The 15,798-nt window shown below is 70.3% G+C and carries 14 protein-coding genes; 5 read left to right on the forward strand and 9 right to left on the reverse strand.

Translation table 11 applies throughout. The features are described 5' to 3' along the window. Positions 1–69: 69 nt before the first annotated feature. Positions 70–3,018: a SpoIIE family protein phosphatase gene (locus OG718_RS09055; RefSeq protein WP_328843852.1), complete on the reverse strand. Its 2,949-nt coding sequence runs from the start codon at positions 3,016–3,018 to the stop codon at positions 70–72. A gap of 210 nt (positions 3,019–3,228) precedes the next feature. Between OG718_RS09055 and rutA the strand changes: the two genes are divergently transcribed. The 3 genes from rutA to OG718_RS09070 all read left to right on the forward strand — a co-directional run bounded on the left by rutA (position 3,229) and on the right by OG718_RS09070 (position 7,968). Next, a complete protein-coding gene (gene rutA, locus OG718_RS09060; protein WP_328843853.1) occupies positions 3,229–4,311 on the forward strand; it encodes a pyrimidine utilization protein A in 1,083 nt (360 codons plus the stop codon). A 162-nt stretch (positions 4,312–4,473) separates the two neighbouring features. Then, positions 4,474–5,172 (forward strand): LuxR C-terminal-related transcriptional regulator, encoded by a 699-nt coding sequence (locus OG718_RS09065; RefSeq protein WP_143641268.1) that lies wholly within the window; start codon positions 4,474–4,476, stop codon positions 5,170–5,172. A gap of 237 nt (positions 5,173–5,409) precedes the next feature. Next, positions 5,410–7,968 (forward strand): SpoIIE family protein phosphatase, encoded by a 2,559-nt coding sequence (locus tag OG718_RS09070; RefSeq protein WP_328843854.1) that lies wholly within the window; start codon positions 5,410–5,412, stop codon positions 7,966–7,968. 49 nt (positions 7,969–8,017) lie between these two features. Here the strand turns inward: OG718_RS09070 and OG718_RS09075 are convergent, their stop codons facing one another. The 5 genes from OG718_RS09075 to OG718_RS09095 all read right to left on the reverse strand — a co-directional run bounded on the left by OG718_RS09075 (position 8,018) and on the right by OG718_RS09095 (position 12,671). Then, positions 8,018–8,785 carry a YqjF family protein gene (locus tag OG718_RS09075; protein WP_443054957.1) on the reverse strand — a complete coding sequence of 256 codons (768 nt, stop codon included), beginning with the start codon at positions 8,783–8,785 and terminating at the stop codon, positions 8,018–8,020. A gap of 134 nt (positions 8,786–8,919) precedes the next feature. Continuing rightward, the gene (locus tag OG718_RS09080) at positions 8,920–9,351 is read right to left on the reverse strand and encodes a hypothetical protein (RefSeq protein WP_143641265.1); all 432 of its coding nucleotides are present in this window, start codon (positions 9,349–9,351) and stop codon (positions 8,920–8,922) included. A 99-nt stretch (positions 9,352–9,450) separates the two neighbouring features. Then, positions 9,451–10,980 carry a DEAD/DEAH box helicase gene (locus OG718_RS09085; protein WP_143641264.1) on the reverse strand — a complete coding sequence of 510 codons (1,530 nt, stop codon included), beginning with the start codon at positions 10,978–10,980 and terminating at the stop codon, positions 9,451–9,453. Between the two features lie 212 nt (positions 10,981–11,192). Beyond that, the gene (locus tag OG718_RS09090; RefSeq protein ID WP_055614959.1) at positions 11,193–11,396 is read right to left on the reverse strand and encodes a cold-shock protein; all 204 of its coding nucleotides are present in this window, start codon (positions 11,394–11,396) and stop codon (positions 11,193–11,195) included. A gap of 309 nt (positions 11,397–11,705) precedes the next feature. After that, on the reverse strand, positions 11,706–12,671 hold the full coding sequence (locus OG718_RS09095; RefSeq protein WP_143641263.1) for a YihY/virulence factor BrkB family protein: 966 nt from the start codon (positions 12,669–12,671) through the stop codon (positions 11,706–11,708). 172 nt (positions 12,672–12,843) lie between these two features. Between OG718_RS09095 and OG718_RS09100 the strand changes: the two genes are divergently transcribed. Then, positions 12,844–13,017, forward strand: coding sequence for a CsbD family protein (locus OG718_RS09100; protein ID WP_143641262.1), 174 nt, complete (start codon positions 12,844–12,846; stop codon positions 13,015–13,017). 88 nt (positions 13,018–13,105) lie between these two features. Continuing rightward, the gene (locus OG718_RS09105) at positions 13,106–13,561 is read left to right on the forward strand and encodes an ATP-binding protein (protein WP_143641261.1); all 456 of its coding nucleotides are present in this window, start codon (positions 13,106–13,108) and stop codon (positions 13,559–13,561) included. Between the two features lie 91 nt (positions 13,562–13,652). On the opposite strand, the gene OG718_RS09110 is transcribed toward OG718_RS09105, so the two are convergent. The 3 genes from OG718_RS09110 to OG718_RS09120 form a co-directional block, all read right to left on the reverse strand. After that, the gene (locus OG718_RS09110) at positions 13,653–13,997 is read right to left on the reverse strand and encodes a hypothetical protein (RefSeq protein ID WP_143641260.1); all 345 of its coding nucleotides are present in this window, start codon (positions 13,995–13,997) and stop codon (positions 13,653–13,655) included. A gap of 354 nt (positions 13,998–14,351) precedes the next feature. Then, entirely contained in the window at positions 14,352–14,783 is a 432-nt protein-coding gene (locus tag OG718_RS09115) for a PPOX class F420-dependent oxidoreductase (RefSeq protein ID WP_143641259.1), read from the reverse strand. A gap of 61 nt (positions 14,784–14,844) precedes the next feature. Then, positions 14,845–15,747 (reverse strand): NAD(P)-dependent oxidoreductase, encoded by a 903-nt coding sequence (locus OG718_RS09120; RefSeq protein ID WP_306935966.1) that lies wholly within the window; start codon positions 15,745–15,747, stop codon positions 14,845–14,847. Between the last annotated feature and the right edge of the window lie 51 nt (positions 15,748–15,798).

A 15,798-nucleotide genomic window follows, 5' to 3' on the forward strand; every position in this document is an offset into this window, starting at 1 on the left:
GAGTTGGGGCTTGGGAGTCGAATCTCCGGCCCCGTCCGGGCAGTTACTGGTCCCTGAGCGGCCTGGTCCCTACAACTCCTGGTCCCCGAAGGGGAGCGCGTCCAGGTCTCCGTCGAACTCCCCGACGTGCGGGAACATCAGCTCCAGGGCGTCGGACGGCTCGTCCTTGCGGCTGTCCGGGCCGAGGAGTGCCTGCTCGGTCCAGATGCATTTTCCTGTCGCGGTGTAGCGCGTGCCCCAGCGTCGGGAGAGAGCCGTGATCAGTTGCAGGCCGCGGCCTCCCTCGTCGGTTTCCGTCGCCCGGCGGATGCGGGGCATGGTCAGGCTGCCGTCGAAGACCTCGCAGACCAGTTCGTCGTCGTGCAGGAGACGCAGGCTGACGGGGCCCTTGGCGTGGCGTACGACGTTGCCGACCAGTTCGCTGGCCAGGAGTTCCGTGGTGGGTGTAAGGCTGTCGAGGCCCCAAGCGGAGAGCTGCTCACGGACGTGGCGGCGGGCCTGGCCGGCCGCCCTGGGGTCCTCGGGGAGCGACCAGGAGGCCATCCTCTCGACGGGCAGGGCGTGCAGCCGGGCGACGAGGAGCGCCGCGTCGTCGGCCGCCTGGTGCTCGGCGGGGAGAAGGCCGGCCGTCAGGCTGTCACAGAGACGTTCGAGACGATCGTGCTCCCCGTCCGGGGCCACGTCCGTGATGTGCGCCGTGCGCAGCAGCCCGGCCAGGTCCGCCATGCCCTCGTCGATCTCCCGCGTGGACGACTCCACCAGGCCGTCGGTGTAGAGCACGAGCAGGCTGCCCTCCGGCACCGCCAACTCGACCGTCTCGAAAGGTGGTTCGGCCGCGCCCAGCGGGGGGTCGGCGGCCAGTTCCGGAAAGTGGACCGTGCCGTCGGGGTGGACCACGGCCGGCGGTGGATGGCCCGCCCGGGTGATGGAGCAGATCTGCGTGGTCGAGTCGTACAGCGCGTACAGGCAGGTGACGTACGACTCCTCGCCCATGCCGCCGACGATGTCGTTCAGATGGCTCATGATCTCGTCGGGCGGCAGTTCCAGGTCGGCGAGGGTGTGGACCGCCGTGCGCAGGCGGCCCATCGTCGCCGCCTCCGGCAGGCCGTGGCCCATCACGTCGCCGACCACCAGAGCCACCTGGCCGCCCGAGAGAGGGATGATGTCGTACCAGTCGCCCCCCACGTCCATGCCCTGTCCCGCGGGGAGGTAGCGGGCCGCCGCCGTGCATGCCGACGGGGTGGGCAGGTCCCGAGGGAGCAGGCTGCGCTGGAGTTCGCGGGAACGGGTGTGTTCGGCGTCGTAGAGCCTCGCCCGTTCCAGTGCCTGGGCGACCAGGGCGCTGATCGTGGTCAGCAGGGTGCGCTCGTCGTCGGTGAGGCGGCGCGGGCGGTCGAAGGCCACGACGCAGACGCCGAAGGTGACGCCGGACGCCGTCAACGGCAGGAACGCCCATGCCTGTTTGCCCGCGCGCCCGGGCAGATCGGCCTGTCCCGGTGAACGCGCGGCGAGTTCCTGCGCGGAGGACAGGAAGAGCGGTGTGTCGGACGTGATCGCGTCCCAGCCCGGGTCGCCCGATATCCGCGGGCGGCGGTCGACCGTGGCGAGGAAGTCGTCGGGGTAGCCGACCGCTCCCACGGTGTGCAGCAACTCGCCCTCGACCGTCTGCACCAGGAGTCCGGCGGCGGCGAACGGCGGCAGCACCCGTGGGGCCAGCGCGTCCACCACGTCCCGCGACGTCGTCGCCTTCGCGAGGGCCGCCGTCAACTCCGCTATCTGGGCCGCGCGCTCGGACGCGACCCGCTCGGCGGCCTGACGCTCCTCCTCGTGCCGCCGCCTCTCGGTGACGTCGGTGAAGTAGAGGGTGCGGCCGTCGGGGCCGGGCACCAGCCGCAGGTGGTAGCGGCGGTCGCCCTCCGGCATGTGCACGTCGAAACTGGCGGGCTTGTCCTCGGCCGCGGCCTTGCGGAAGCGGCTCTCCATGCCGGGCACCTGCTGTGCGGTGGGCAGTTCCCACAGGACACGCCCGAACAGCTCCTCCTCGGAGAGGCCCAGCGTGCGTTCCGCCTCAAGGTTGGCGAAGGTGATCCGCCACTCGTCGTCGAACGCCAGGAAGCCGTCGCTCATATGGCGCAGGGCGCGGCTGAGGGCGTCACGGGCGGACCGGGACTCGTTGCTCTCCCAGCCCACGCCGATCATCCGGAGGGGTTCGCCGTGTTCGTCGTACGTCGCCCTGCCGCGGGCCTGGGTCCAGCCGTACGTACCGTCCAGGCCGCGTACGCGGTACTCCGCCTCGTACACCGTGTGGTCGCGGATCGCCCGCTGCGCGGCGCCCAGTGTCGGGGCGAGGTCGTCGGGGTGGACGGTCCTCATCCAGTTCTCGATCTTGCCGGTGAAGTCGGCCGGTCTGGTTCCGTAGAGCTCTAGGGCGGCCTCGTCCCAGATGAGGTCGCCGGTCCGGATGTCCCAGTCCCAGGAGCCGACGCTGACCTCCTTGAGGGCCTGCCGCAGGCGCTCGCCGCTGAACTCGGTCTGCACGGGCCCGGACGGCGGGGGCGCCTGGGCCATGCGTTCCTCGGTCCAGGCGATCACAGCCCGCAGGAAGTCCCACTGCTCCGGGGTGGGCTCGCCCCCCTCGCCCGTGACGACGGAGAGGGCCCCGATGCTGCGGTCCCCGCTGGACAGCGGGGCGGCCGCCAGTCCGCTGCCCGGCCATGCGGCCTCCCCGGCCACGGAATGTGCCGTGAGCTCCCGCGGCGCCCAGACACCGCTGCCCTGGTGCAAAGCACGGGCGGGGGCCAGCGGGCCCTCCTGGTCGATGATCTCCCAGGCCCGGGTGAGGGCGGGCGGGAGACCGGCGGCAGACACCAGCCGCAGGGCGGACATGGGGCCGCGAAGGTGGATCATCCCTCCCAGGGCACCGAGCTCGCCCACCGCGTGCTGGAGTGCCAACCGGAAGATCTCACTCTCCGCGACACCTGGTTCCACCGTGCTGAGCAGAGCCAGCCGTGCATTCATACGATAAATTTTACCGTTCTGGCCTCACCGGATGCGGGCCTTCGCAGGAATCACACCTTCGCCTCCGCCCTCCCTTACCCGGTCTTCAACACCCGCGGTTTCAGCCTGAGTTGTCTGTCGTGACGATGGCCGGTCCGGCACTCCCGCACCCCGTGTAACACCCCTTCGCCTCGGGCAGTCCTCCGATCACGGCGACACACGAGGAGCGGCATGGACATCGGCGTCTTCATCCCCATCGGCAACAACGGCTGGCTCATATCGAAGAGTTCGCCGCAGTACCTGCCGAGCTTCGAGCTGAACAAGGCCGTGGTGCAGAAGGCCGAGGAGCACGGGTTCGACTTCGCCCTGTCGATGATCAAACTCAAGGGGTTCGGCGGCGAGACCGAGTTCTGGGACCACAACCTGGAGTCGTTCACCTTGATGGCCGGCCTGGCCGCCGTCACCGAACGGATCAAGCTGTACGCCTCCACACCGATCCTCGCACTGCCCCCGGCGATCGTCGCGCGCATGGCCGTGACGGTCGACTCGATCGCCCCCGGCCGCTTCGGTGTCAACATCGTCACCGGCTGGGCGCCCGGGGAGTACGCGCAGATGGGCCTGTGGCCCGGCGACGAGCACTTCGGCAACCGCTACGCCCGCGCCGTCGAGTACGTCACCGTGATGAAGGAGCTGTGGAGCGAGGGCGTCAGCAACTTCAAGGGCGAGTTCTACGAGATGGACGACTGCGTGCTGTCACCGCGCCCTGCGAACGGGCACATCGACATCGTCGCCGCGGGCCAGAGCAGCACGGGAATGAAGTTCGCCGCGGAGCACGCCGATTTCAACTTCATCCTGGGCAGCGGCGTGAACACTCCACTCGCGCTCTCGGACACCACGGCCGCGCTCGTGGACCTGGCGCGCGGCACCTCCCGTGACGTCGGGGCGCTCTCCCTCTTCATGGTCATCGCGGACGAGACCGACGAGGCGGCCCGGGCGAAGTGGCAGGACTACCACGACAACGCCGACCTCTCCGCGCTGGCGTACATGGCGGGCGAATCGGCCACGGACACGGCCGCCGACGACTCCTCGACCGCCCGGACCATCTCGCTGCCCGAGGGGGCGGTGAACTTCAACATGGGCACGCTCGTCGGCTCGTACGAGACCGTCGCGAGGATGCTCGACGAGGTCGCCGGGGTCGACGGCACCAAGGGGATCATGCTCGTGTTCGACGACTTCCTCGAAGGCATAGAGACCTTCGGTACGCGCGTCCAGCCGCTGATGAAGTGCCGCTCGAACAGGCCGGCCGCGGCCTGAGGGCGAGAAGTGAGCCAGACCACAACAAAAACGGTGCCGTTTCGATAGAGGCAGGACTACTCTGAGGACATCGAGGTGAACGAAACAGTTTCGTTTAGGGCTCCGCGCATGTCCCCGGCGAGGACGCCGCCCATCGCCCCTCCCCCATGGAGAACGCCTGCCATGACCTCCGTACTCATCGTCAACGACCAGTCCCTGCAGCGGCTCGGCCTGCGGATGCTTCTGGCCGCCGAGCCCGACCTGACCGTCGCCGGCGAAGCGGCGACCGGGGCCGAGGCTGTTCGTCTCAGCGCCGAACTCCGCCCCGACGTCGTCCTGTTGGACAGCAACGTCTCCGGCACGGACGGCATCGCGACCATCCGCCGTATCGCCCACCCCTCCCTCCTCCCGCTGGTTTCCGAACTCACCGCAACGGACGGGCAGGGCCCGCGCGTACTGGTCCTGACACCCGTCAGCCAAGAGAGAAGCGCCTACGCCGCCCTGCGCGCCGGAGCGGCCGGATTCCTTCTCCAGCACGCCACCCCCGACGAGCTGACCGCGGCCATCCGCATCGTGGCCGCGGGAGACGCCGTCATCACTCCCGGACTGACCCGCACGCTCATCGACACCGTCCGCCAGCAGCGCCCCGACCACCCCCTCGCCGGGGAAGCCGGCCTGGGCACCCTCACCGGGCGGGAACGGGACGTCCTCACCGCCGTCGCCTCCGGCTGGTCCAACGCCGAGATCGCCAAGCGCCTGTCCATCGCGCCGACCACCGTGAAGACCCACGTCAGCAACATCCTCGCCAAGATCGGCGCCCACGCCCGCGTCCAGGCAGTGGTCTTCGCCTACGAGACCGGCCTGGTGCGACCGGCGGCCTGACACCGATCGGGCCGAGCCCGCCGGTCCGATCGCGGGCGGGCGCGTACTGGTCCCGAAATCTGCCGGACAGTAGGCGCCCGTCACCTGACCGTCACGGTTCCGGGCGCCTGGGCCCGAACAGACGCCGATACCCTCTTCCGATTCATACGGAGTTCCCCGCCCGGGTGCAGGCGGAGGCTCTCGTGGCGCATTCTTGCTGTGTCAGCCACTCGGCGGCGCACGGACGAGGTAGGGCCGATGACTGGGAGAGCCGAGCACGACACCCGGACGCCCGCACGCCTGGCCGCGCTGCTGACCGGGATCACGGCGGAGGCGATCGGCGCGGCCGACGCCTTCGCGGGAGGCGTGTACCTGCGGTCCAGTACGCCCGGGCTGCTGCGTCTTGCCGTGCTCTCCGGGCTGCCCGGGTCGCTGTTCCGCCCCTGGTGGCGCCTGCACGTCGACCGTCGGTTCCCCGTCGCGGACGCCTACCGGCTGGGCGTCCAGGTGGTGCTCCCGGACGCCACGGAGACGATGCGCCGCTACCCCCAGTTCGCGGCGGGTCTGCCGTTCCAGTTCGGGTCCGTGTACGTGCCCGTGGTCGGCGGGTCGACGGTCTACGGCGTGCTGACCCTCCTGCGCCCCTCGACGTCGGACGCCACCACGGTGCTGCCCGACCGCGACCGAATGGCCCAGCTGGCCGAGGATCTGGGCTCGGCGCTGCGGAGCCTGGAGAACGGCGACGGGTCTCCGGTCGCCTGGGACGAGGAACCGCTGTGTGTACGGCCCCCGGCCGCGGGCCCCCCTGCCGCGCCCAGCGGACGTTTCACCTGGGATCCGGCAACGGACGTCGTGACCGTCGACAACCGTCTGCGCGCCCTGCTCGGGGTGGCGCCGGGACAGTCCGCCGACACCCCACAGGCTCTCGCGGACGCCGTGGCCGCCGCCGACTCCCATCAGCTCCTGGCCGCCCTGCGTGAGACGGCCGCGGGAAGACCGCCGCCACTGCCACTGCACGTGCACGCCGTCGACGGCACTCGTCGGCTGCTGGAGCTCTGGACGCCGCACGACACGTCCGTAGCGCCCGGAGTCGCACACCAGGTCCGCGGCATCGTCCTCGATCCGGACGTCGGCTCGGCGGCCGACAAGGCGGCCGACCTGCTCCCGGAGGGCGTTTTCTGCCTCGACCGGCTGGGCCTGATCGTCTATGCGAATCCACGGGCGGCGGAGCTCCTGGGCCGACCACGGGCCGAGCTTCTGGGGCGCCCTCTGTGGGAGGCGGTGCCATGGATGGACAGGCCCGCCTACGAGGACCATCTGCGGGAGGCCCTGCTGGCACCGCATCCGGTGCACTGCCACGTCGTACGGCCGCTCCAGGACGAGGAGAAGCCTCTCGCGGATTCCCACGGAGGTGACTGGTTCTCGCTCTCCGTCTATCCGGGTCCCGGCACCCTGACCTGCAAGCTCGTGCCGGCCGACCGCGTGACGGACCCGTCTCCCGAGCCGGCACCGCGCCCCGGGGCGGACATCCCCGCCGACGCGCCCCTGGCCGACGGATCCCCGGCAGCGGTCACCTCCATGGCGCCGCTGTACCGCCCGATCGTGCTCGCGATCGCGCTGACCGAGGCGGTCACCGCCCAGCAGGTGTCCGCGGTCGTGATGCAGGAACTGCTGCCGGCCTTCGGCGGCCGTCGGCTCGCGATCTATCTGCTGCAGGACCGGCATCTGTATCTGGCCTGGGAGGCGGGCTTCCCCAAGGGATTCCTCGCGCCCTTCGACGGGGTCGGTCTCGACACCCGGCTGCCCGGCGTGGAGACCCTCACCACCGGTAAGCCGCTCTTCTTCGAGTCGATGCACCAGCTCACGGCCGCCTATCCCGGCATCCCGCTCGACGCGACGGAAGGCGCCCGCGCCTTCCTCCCCCTCATCGCCTCCGGCCGCCCTGTCGGCTCCTGCATTCTGGGCTTCGACCGTCCCCGCGACTTCAGCACCGAGGAACGTACGGTGCTCACCGCCCTCGCCGGGCTGATCGCCCACGCCATGGAGAAGGCACACCGCTACGACACCGAGGCCGCCCTCGCCCGCGGACTCCAGCAGGCTCTGCTTCCCCGGCGCCTGTCGGGCCATCCCCGGGTGGAGACCGTCGGACGCTATCTGCCGGGCACGCAGGGAATGGACGTGGGAGGTGACTGGTACGACGTCGTCGAGTCCGGGGACGGTCTCGCCCTGGTCATCGGCGACGTCCAGGGACACGGCGTCCAGGCCGCCGCGACCATGGGTCAACTACGCAGTGCCGTAAGGGCCTTCGCGCTCGGCGACCATCCGCCCGACGAGGTTCTCAGCGGCACCAACCGCCTTCTGATCGACCTCGATCCCGGCCTGTTCGCCAGCTGCTGCTACATCCGGCTGGACCCCCTCACCGGTCTGGCCCTGGTCGCCCGCGCCGGGCACCCGCCACCGATCCTGCGCTACCCGGACGGCCGCACCCACGTCCTGGACATCCCCGGCGGTGTCGTGCTCGGCGTCGATCCGCACGCCCGGTACCCGGTGACGGAGTTGCAGCTGGAGCCCGGCGCCATCCTCGCCCTCTACACGGACGGGCTGGTCGAGCGCCCCGGCGTCGACATCGACGAGGGAATCACGGCGCTGCGCGTGGCCCTGGCCCGGGCCGGTTCACCGGCCGCCCGCCCGGGCGGGCGTTCGCTGGCCGCCGTCGCCGACCGCCTCACCGCCAAGGCCCGGCATGTCGCCGACCGCCCCGACGACATAGCGCTGCTGCTCACGGCACGCCGCCCGGAGCCCGGGCGCGGCCGCTGAGTCACGGCACCCTGTGCGGCACTCCCCCGCGGGACCGGCCGTACTGGGCTCATCCGCGCGGCGGAGGCATCGGGCGCCCGAGACGCACGGGGACCCCCGGGGAGTACAGCACGCTCACCGGTTCCCCGGTCGGCGTCGGCAGCCCGGCCGACGCGACGAGGTTCTCCTCGCACGCGACCAGCGTCGCCCGGTGCAGCGGCCAGCGCGGATGGTCGTTCGGCAGGAAGCCGACGTCGCCGAAGAACGGGTTGTGCATGCCCCACCGGGCGGTCAGGAAGTGCTCAAGACCGGTCGGCTCGGTTATGCGCTCCCCGGGCCTGACGACGAGCCGGCTGTACGCGCCACGCGGTCCCGGCACCCGCCTCGCACTGGTGTAGCCGACCGTGTCCTCACCGGTGCGCACGGACATACGGGACCACACGTACGGCAGCCGGAACGCGAGCCGCCCCATGACCACCGGCAAAAGCCGGGACGCGTCCATGGAACGGAAGACCACACCGCGCCTGCCATGGGCGTCCACCGAGTACAGGCGCACGTTGGTCTCCGGGAAGGAGCCGAAGTACGGCACTCCCGGCAGGCGCAGCCAGCCCACCTTGTGCATCCGGAACGCGACCAGCCCGACGAAGGTGACGCCGTCCACGGTGTCGGGAACGGTGCCGTCCGGCAGCAGTCCCGCCACGGCTGCCGGATCCACGGCCCAGTGGACGAAGGTGAGGTCCAGCCACTGCTGGGTGAGCAGGGGACGACGGAGTGCGACCGGGGCGTCGGGCGTGATCGGTTCCGGCACGGACGAGGTGATCGACACGAGCGAAAGCATCGCAGGGCCCTGTCCGGGGCACGGCCGGAACGCGTGCTGTGTGACGCGTCTGGCACCGGTACGCCCCGGTGCCGTCGTTCCGGGCCCCACCGTCGTGCGCCGGCCCCGGACGGGTCCCGGGACCGCGGCAGGGGTCAGACATCGGTGGGCAGGCCGCTCACCTCCGCGATGCCGCGCAGCTCCTCGTCCTGGCGGTGTCGTTCACCGATGAAGTCGGCGATCTCCTGGCACCTGGCCGGATCGGCCGCGGTGCCGGAGTCCGTGACGACCCTGACGGGTCCGATCTCCTCGGTCTCGATCTCGACGATCTGGTTGTCCAGCCGTCCCGTGACGGCGACGGCCACGACGAGGGACGCCTCGTCGCGGACCTCCTGCGAGACGCCGGCGCCGTCCTCACCTTCGAGACTCAACTCGATCGGCCCGGCTCGTTGCTCCTGCATGGCCTCCAGCACTGGTTCGACCATGCGGAGCAGTACCGCGTAGTCCGACGGCGCCATACGCACGCGCAGCAGGTCGAGGTAGAGGTCCACGGGCCGGTCTTCGGGCGGAAACTCTGAATCGCTCATGAGACTCGACTTCCCCGATGTGGCCAACATGATCGCATCTGGGGCCAAAATGGTGGATCTCCGCGCCCGCCGCCACTCGGGAGCCGGCTCGTGCCTGGTCTAGGCGCCGCGACGGACCCGGGCGGCCTTGCGGGCCTCGGCCGTCTGCCTGGCCTCGGCGGACCTGCGGGACTCGCCACCGGCACGTCCCGGACGGGTGCCCATGCCGCGGAAGGGGGTACCGCCGCGCTGGGGCCGCTCGGTGACCGGCGCACTTCCGTTGACGGGGATGCCGGAGGGCGTCTGAGCACCGGTGATGCGGCTCAGCTCGGCCTCTCCCGAGCGGACCTGGGTGATCTGCGGCCTGATGCGGGCGTCGGACATCAGACGGGTCATGTCGCGGCGCTGATTGGGCAGCACCAGCGTGACGACGCTGCCGGACTCCCCGGCACGGGCCGTACGGCCTCCGCGGTGCAGATAGTCCTTGTGGTCGGCGGGCGGGTCCACGTTGACGACAAGGTCGAGGTCGTCGATGTGGATGCCCCGGGCCGCGACGTTGGTCGCCACCAGCACCGTGACCTGGCCGTCCTTGAACTGGGCCAGCGTGCGGGTGCGCTGGGGCTGCGACTTGCCGCCGTGCAGCGCCGCGGCCCGCACCCCGCTGCCCAGCAGGTGCCGGGTGAACTGGTCCACGGCGTGCTTGGTGTCCAGGAACATCAGCACCCGCCCGTCGCGGGCGGCGATCTCCGTGGCGGTGGCGTGCTTGTCGGCGCCGTGCACGTACAGCACGTGGTGCTCCATCGTGGTGACCGTGCCCGCCGACGGGTCGACCGAGTGGACCACCGGGTCGTGGAGGTAGCGACGGACCAGGAGGTCGATGTTGCGGTCCAGAGTGGCCGAGAACAGCATCCGCTGACCGTCGGGCCGTACCTGGTCGAGCAACTCGGTGACCTGGGGCATGAAGCCCATGTCCGCCATCTGGTCCGCCTCGTCCAGGACGGTGATCTCCACCCGGTCCAGGCGGCAGTCCTTGCGCTCGACGAGATCCATGAGGCGGCCCGGGGTCGCGACGACGACCTCGGCGCCGGCCCGCAGCGCACCGGCCTGGCGGCCGATCGACATACCGCCGACGACGGTGGCCAGCCGCAGCTTGAGCGGCCGGGCGTACGGAGTCAGCGCATCGGTGACCTGCTGGGCCAGCTCACGCGTGGGAACGAGGATCATCGCCAGCGGCTTCCGGGGCTCGGCACGCCGCCCGGCCAGGCGCACGAGGAGTGCCAGGCCGAAGGCGAGCGTCTTGCCGGAGCCGGTGCGCCCGCGGCCGAGGACGTCACGGCCCGCGAGGGAGTTCGGCAGCGTGGCGGCCTGGATCGGGAACGGCTCGGTCACGCCGAGGCGGGTGAGCGTGTCCAGCAACTCGGCGGGGAGGCCCAGCTCACCGAAGGTCGCCACCGGGGGAAGGGCCGGTTCGACGGTGGTCGGTGGTGTGAACTCCCCCTGCACCGCGGCGGGCCTGCGTCCGTTGCCACCCGACCGGGTGACGGGTCGCCCCTGGCTCTGCGGGCGGGCACGGCCGCCCCGGCCGGAACCGCCGAAGCCGTCCTTGCGGCCCTTGGAAAAACCGTCGTTCGTGCGAGCTGAACGGTTCATGAAGAACCTTCCTCGATAGGGCACGTATCGAGGAATTCTCGGCGGAGACAAGCCGAACGAATTGCAAGAACGAGCCGGGTGCAGGACCGGAAAATGAACCGGCCGCAGCGATGTGGCACAAGAAGGAGGTCCGGGTCAGGGACTCCTGGAAAAATCAGCAAGCTGGGGCCCCACCGCAAGGTGGGACCCCAGCTGCCTCGTACGGTTCGACGTCAGGCAGGCGTGATGTTCTCCGCCTGCGGGCCCTTCTGACCCTGGGTGATGTCGAAGTTCACCTTCTGGCCCTCCTGGAGCTCACGAAAGCCCTGGGTGGCGATGTTCGAGTAGTGGGCGAAGACGTCGGGGCCGCCGCCCTCCTGCTCGATGAAGCCGAAGCCCTTTTCCGAGTTGAACCACTTGACGGTTCCAGTAGCCATGTCATTTCCCCTTCGGGGCAGTACCCGGGGGTCCGCACTGTGTGAACCCCTGCGTCGCCGCAATGAACCCGTCCGGAAAGAGCGCCGGAAATACAAAAGCGCCCGGCGATATGTAATCATCCGAGCCACTTGAAGTGTGCGGGAACTACAATTGCAACTGGATCAAGACTATCACGACACACCCATACGGCAACGGCTGACCCGCCCTCCGGGGAGCACCTTCGGCCACAGATCACCGGACGCGGCGTCCCGCGGGGCCCGGTGCGGGGAGGTCCGCGCAGGACTCTGGCAGCTGACGACCCGTCAAGTTCAGGGACCGGGGCCCGGATCCGGTTTCACCGCGTCGGTGATTCCGGCGCGGGCCGCTTCGAGCTGGGCGGCGAAGGCGACACCGAGGAAGAGCGCGATGCCGGTGAGGTTCGCCCACAGCAGCAGGGCGACGAACGCGGTGAGTGGTCCGTACACGGCGCCGAAGGACCCGCTGCTCGCGACGTAGAACGCCAACAGCCAGGTGGCCGCGACCCACAGCACCAGATGGACCGCCGAGCCGAAGGCGAGCCAGGTGTAGCCCGGCTGGTCCCTGCGGGGCGCCCAGCGGAAGATCACCGCCGAGGCGACCCAGACGAACACCACGCCCAGCGGCACCTGGAGCGGCCCCCACCAGTCGAGGTTGTCGCGCGACCAGCCGAGGGCCTGGACCACCGACTCCCCCACCGCGTCGCCGGCGACCAGGACGAGGAAACCGAGGACCATCGGCATGCCGGCGGCGAGGGCGAGCAGCAGGGACCGGGCGTACTTGGCCAGGAGCGGGCGGTCGCGCTCGATCCCGTAGATACGGTTGGCGCCCCTTTCGACCTGGCCCATGGCCGAGGCCAGGTTGAGTACGGCGAAGGCCAGGCCCAGCCACATCGCCAGAGCGCTCCAGATCCCGGAGCCGGCGCTGCGCTCGGTCTCGGCCAGGGCGTCCTCGACGAGGTCGGCGCTGGCGCCGGGCACGATCCGGCCGAGGGTGAGTTCGATGATCCGGCCGACGCTCTCCGTGTGGACGGTGGTGGCGACGCCCACCAGGGCGATGGTGAAGGGCACCATGCCGAGGACCACCTGGAAGGCGAGGGAGCGTGCACTGGTGAAGCCGTCGGCGTAGCGGAAGCGGGAGAACGCGTCCACCAGCAGGCGACGGCCCCCGTAGCGCCGCAGTGCGGTGAGCGCCTCGTCGCCGGACAGCTCCTCCCCGATCATGTCCCGCGTCTGCGGGACGTGCCCAGCGGTGCCCATCGCTCACGTCTCCTCGTTCTGTGAAATTCGGTGAATCCTTTTCCGGGTCAGGAATGATTCGGCCCTTCGGGGGAAGCCCGCCGAATTCTCGACCCACCCGTGTTTGGACGGGCTTTCCCCGGTCAGCCGTAATGGTAGAGCGCAACGTCGAGCAGTGAGGACGTGATCCACAGTGGCCAAGAACCAGAAGGCACGAGCCAAGACGGAGCAGGCCAAGGGCAAGGCCAAGGAGGCTGCCGGCCGCGCCGTCGGCAACGAGCGCCTGACCGCCGAGGGCCGGGCCGAGCAGTCCAAGGGTGACGCCCGCCAGGCCAAGGAAAAGACGAAGGACATATTCCGGCACTGATGGTGATCATCAATTCCGCAGGGCCCGTCGCGCGCGCTTGCGGCGGGCCCGCCGACTTTCAGGTCTTTTCAAGGCGAAGGAGCGAAGAATGTGCGGGGAGCACCGAACGCACCCCTTCGACACGGTGACGGCCCCGGACCGCCCCCGTTCACCGGGACCGCGCAGTCCGGCCGAGGTGCGCGAGGCGGTCAGGCACGCCTTCGAGGGCGCACGACGAGCCCGCAGGCGCGGCACCGTGGCCGGTGACGAGGCCGTCGGCGACGCCCTGCTCGTCGCTTCGGAGCTCACCACCAACGCGATGCTGCACGGCGGCGGTGTCACCCAGTTCGAGGTGACGCTGGACGACTGGGACGTGCGCCTGTCGGTGAGTGACCGCAGCGAGGAACTGCCGACATCGGCACGGCACATCGACGAGCGGGGGTTCATGCGGGTCGGGGGCCACGGCTGGCCGATCGTCTGCCATCTCGCCCGTGACATCACGATCTCGGAGCTCGACGCCGGAGGGAAGCGCATCACCGCCGTCGTACCGCTCTCGCCCCGGTAGGGGCCGGGCACCGCATTCCTCCTGACGGGCGCGCCCTCCCTGTTTCAGCGTTCAGTCGTCCTCAGCCTCGGCGTGGCGAGAGGCCCTCGGTTCACGCCGTGAGAGCTTGGCGAGGTTGACGTGGTGCGCCTGCCGCAGGTGGTGCGCCCGGCTCCGCGGGGCGCACGGGGTACGTGGTCTTCGCCGGGTCCACGACAGGTTCCCCCAGCACGATCAATCCGGCCGCTTGCAGCGCGTCGCACTCGTCGGTGGGCAGGGCCGCATGACAACCGCCGAGCCCGACACCGGAACCGATGGCTTGCCAGTAGCCGTACCGGCGACGGCCGTTGGCGTGCACGGTCAGCCAGACGGGAACGCGCTGCACCGTGATGAGACGCAGAACCTCGGCACCGCCGGGGCCGAGCTGAGCGGGTGTGCGCGGGAGGGCTCGGAGCATCGTCAGCGGTCTCCGTCCAGGACGCGCGGCACGGCTCGGCGGTGGGGGGAGGGCGTCATGTACGGGCGGCCTTTCGTCGAACGGGTGCGATCGCGCATCGCCGGGACGATGACGTTCTCGCTGCTCCGCATTGTTGCGGAGAGCACTGACAACGCGGCCGGAGCGACTCCGGAACACTCTCCGGAGCCGCTCGTCCGGCCACTCGTGACCGACGAGTGTCCCGGTTACGGGCTCACACTCCTCGGTTTCAAGCCCGCGCCCCTCGGTTTCAAGCCCCGCGTTGCGACGCCCGGCGCATCACTGCGGTGAGCGAACGGCTTGAGCCCTCTCCGGGCGACACTCGCCGTGGCGCCTTCAGCGGATCCTGGCGCCGTACACGTGGGTGACCGTCATCGTCATGAGCACTCTACGGTCGGTCACCATCACCGACCGGTACTCGTCCCAGTCTGGGTGCTCACCCGCGGCGCGCCGGTAGTAGTCCACCAGCGCCTCGACCTCGGGGCCGTGGGGGTCGGTTCCCGGCCCGGTGAGGGTCACTGAGCCCTCGGCTGTCGCCCAGGACCCGCCGCCGGGGCCGGTGACCTCCAGTGCCGCTCGCGGGTCCCTGCGCAGATTCGCCGTCTTGGCTCGTCCCTCGGTCATCGAAACGTAGAGAACACCGGCCTCCCGGTCGTAGAACGGCGTGACGGGCGACAGCTGTGGGCGGCCGTCCGACTTGATCGTCGCGAGAACGCCGAGTCGGCTCTCCGCGAGCAGCGTGCGTGGGTCGAATGGTGTGGCGGTCATGTCCAGGGCCAAGTCGCGACCGCTGTCCGGCTATTCCCGGCCCGGTTAGACCGACGGTGGGTCATGATCGCGCTCCTGAGGGCTTGCGGAACTGCTCGATCATCGCCGCGTAGCCGTCACCGCCGCGTCCGTCGGCCACGGCCCGGTCGGCCAGGGCCTGGATGAACCTGGGCAGGTCGGCGTTGACACCGCGGGACTCGCTCTCGTGGGCGAGGTGCTCCATCGCGGCCCGGTGGGTGTCGAGGGTGGCGTCGAGGGCGGGGTACGTATCCTCTTCGATCTGCTGCGCGTAGCCGGGCAGCCAGTCGGTCACGATCCCGATCCCCTGCCTCACGAGCGGGACGAACGCCATGGGGTCGACCCCCGCAGCCCCGAGCAGCGCGGCACCCTGCAGGAAACCGTTCAGGACGCCCCACATCAGGCCCAGCACTGCCATGTCGTGCAGCGCCGACAGGGTGTGGTCGCCGCCCAGGTACGTCGTTGCCTCGGCCAGGCTCCTCAGTACGGGCTCGTGGAGGTCGAAGGCCTCCCTGGGCCCGCTGTAGAGGATGATGGCGTCCGCCGTGCCGATGCCCGGAGCGGCGGCCAGGATCACGCCGTCGAGGTAGGCGCTGCCGTTCCGCGCCGCCCACTCCGCCGTCTCACGGGCCTGCGCCGAGGTGCCCGAGGTCAGATTCACCAGGACCCGGCCGTCAAGAGCCTCGCCCACCGGATCGAGGAGCTTGTGCACGGCGTCGTAGTCCGAGAGGCAGACGACCACGAGTGGGCCGGCCTCGACGGCGTCGCCGATCGAGTCCGCAAGTGTCGCGCCCTGTGCGATCAGTGGTTCGGCCTTCGCCGCCGTGCGGTTCCACACGGTCGTGGGGTGCCCGTCGCGCAGGAACGCCGCGGCAAGTGCCTGGCCCATCAGCCCCAGGCCGATGACCGTCACGGGCGTGCGGTCGGCATCGCGGTTCTGTGTCATGTGTTCCCCCCAGGTGGGTTGGTGGTCATGGCAGAATCGTCAACGTTCACA

This window comes from Streptomyces sp. NBC_00258 (genome assembly GCF_036182465.1).
Lineage (GTDB): Bacteria > Actinomycetota > Actinomycetes > Streptomycetales > Streptomycetaceae > Streptomyces.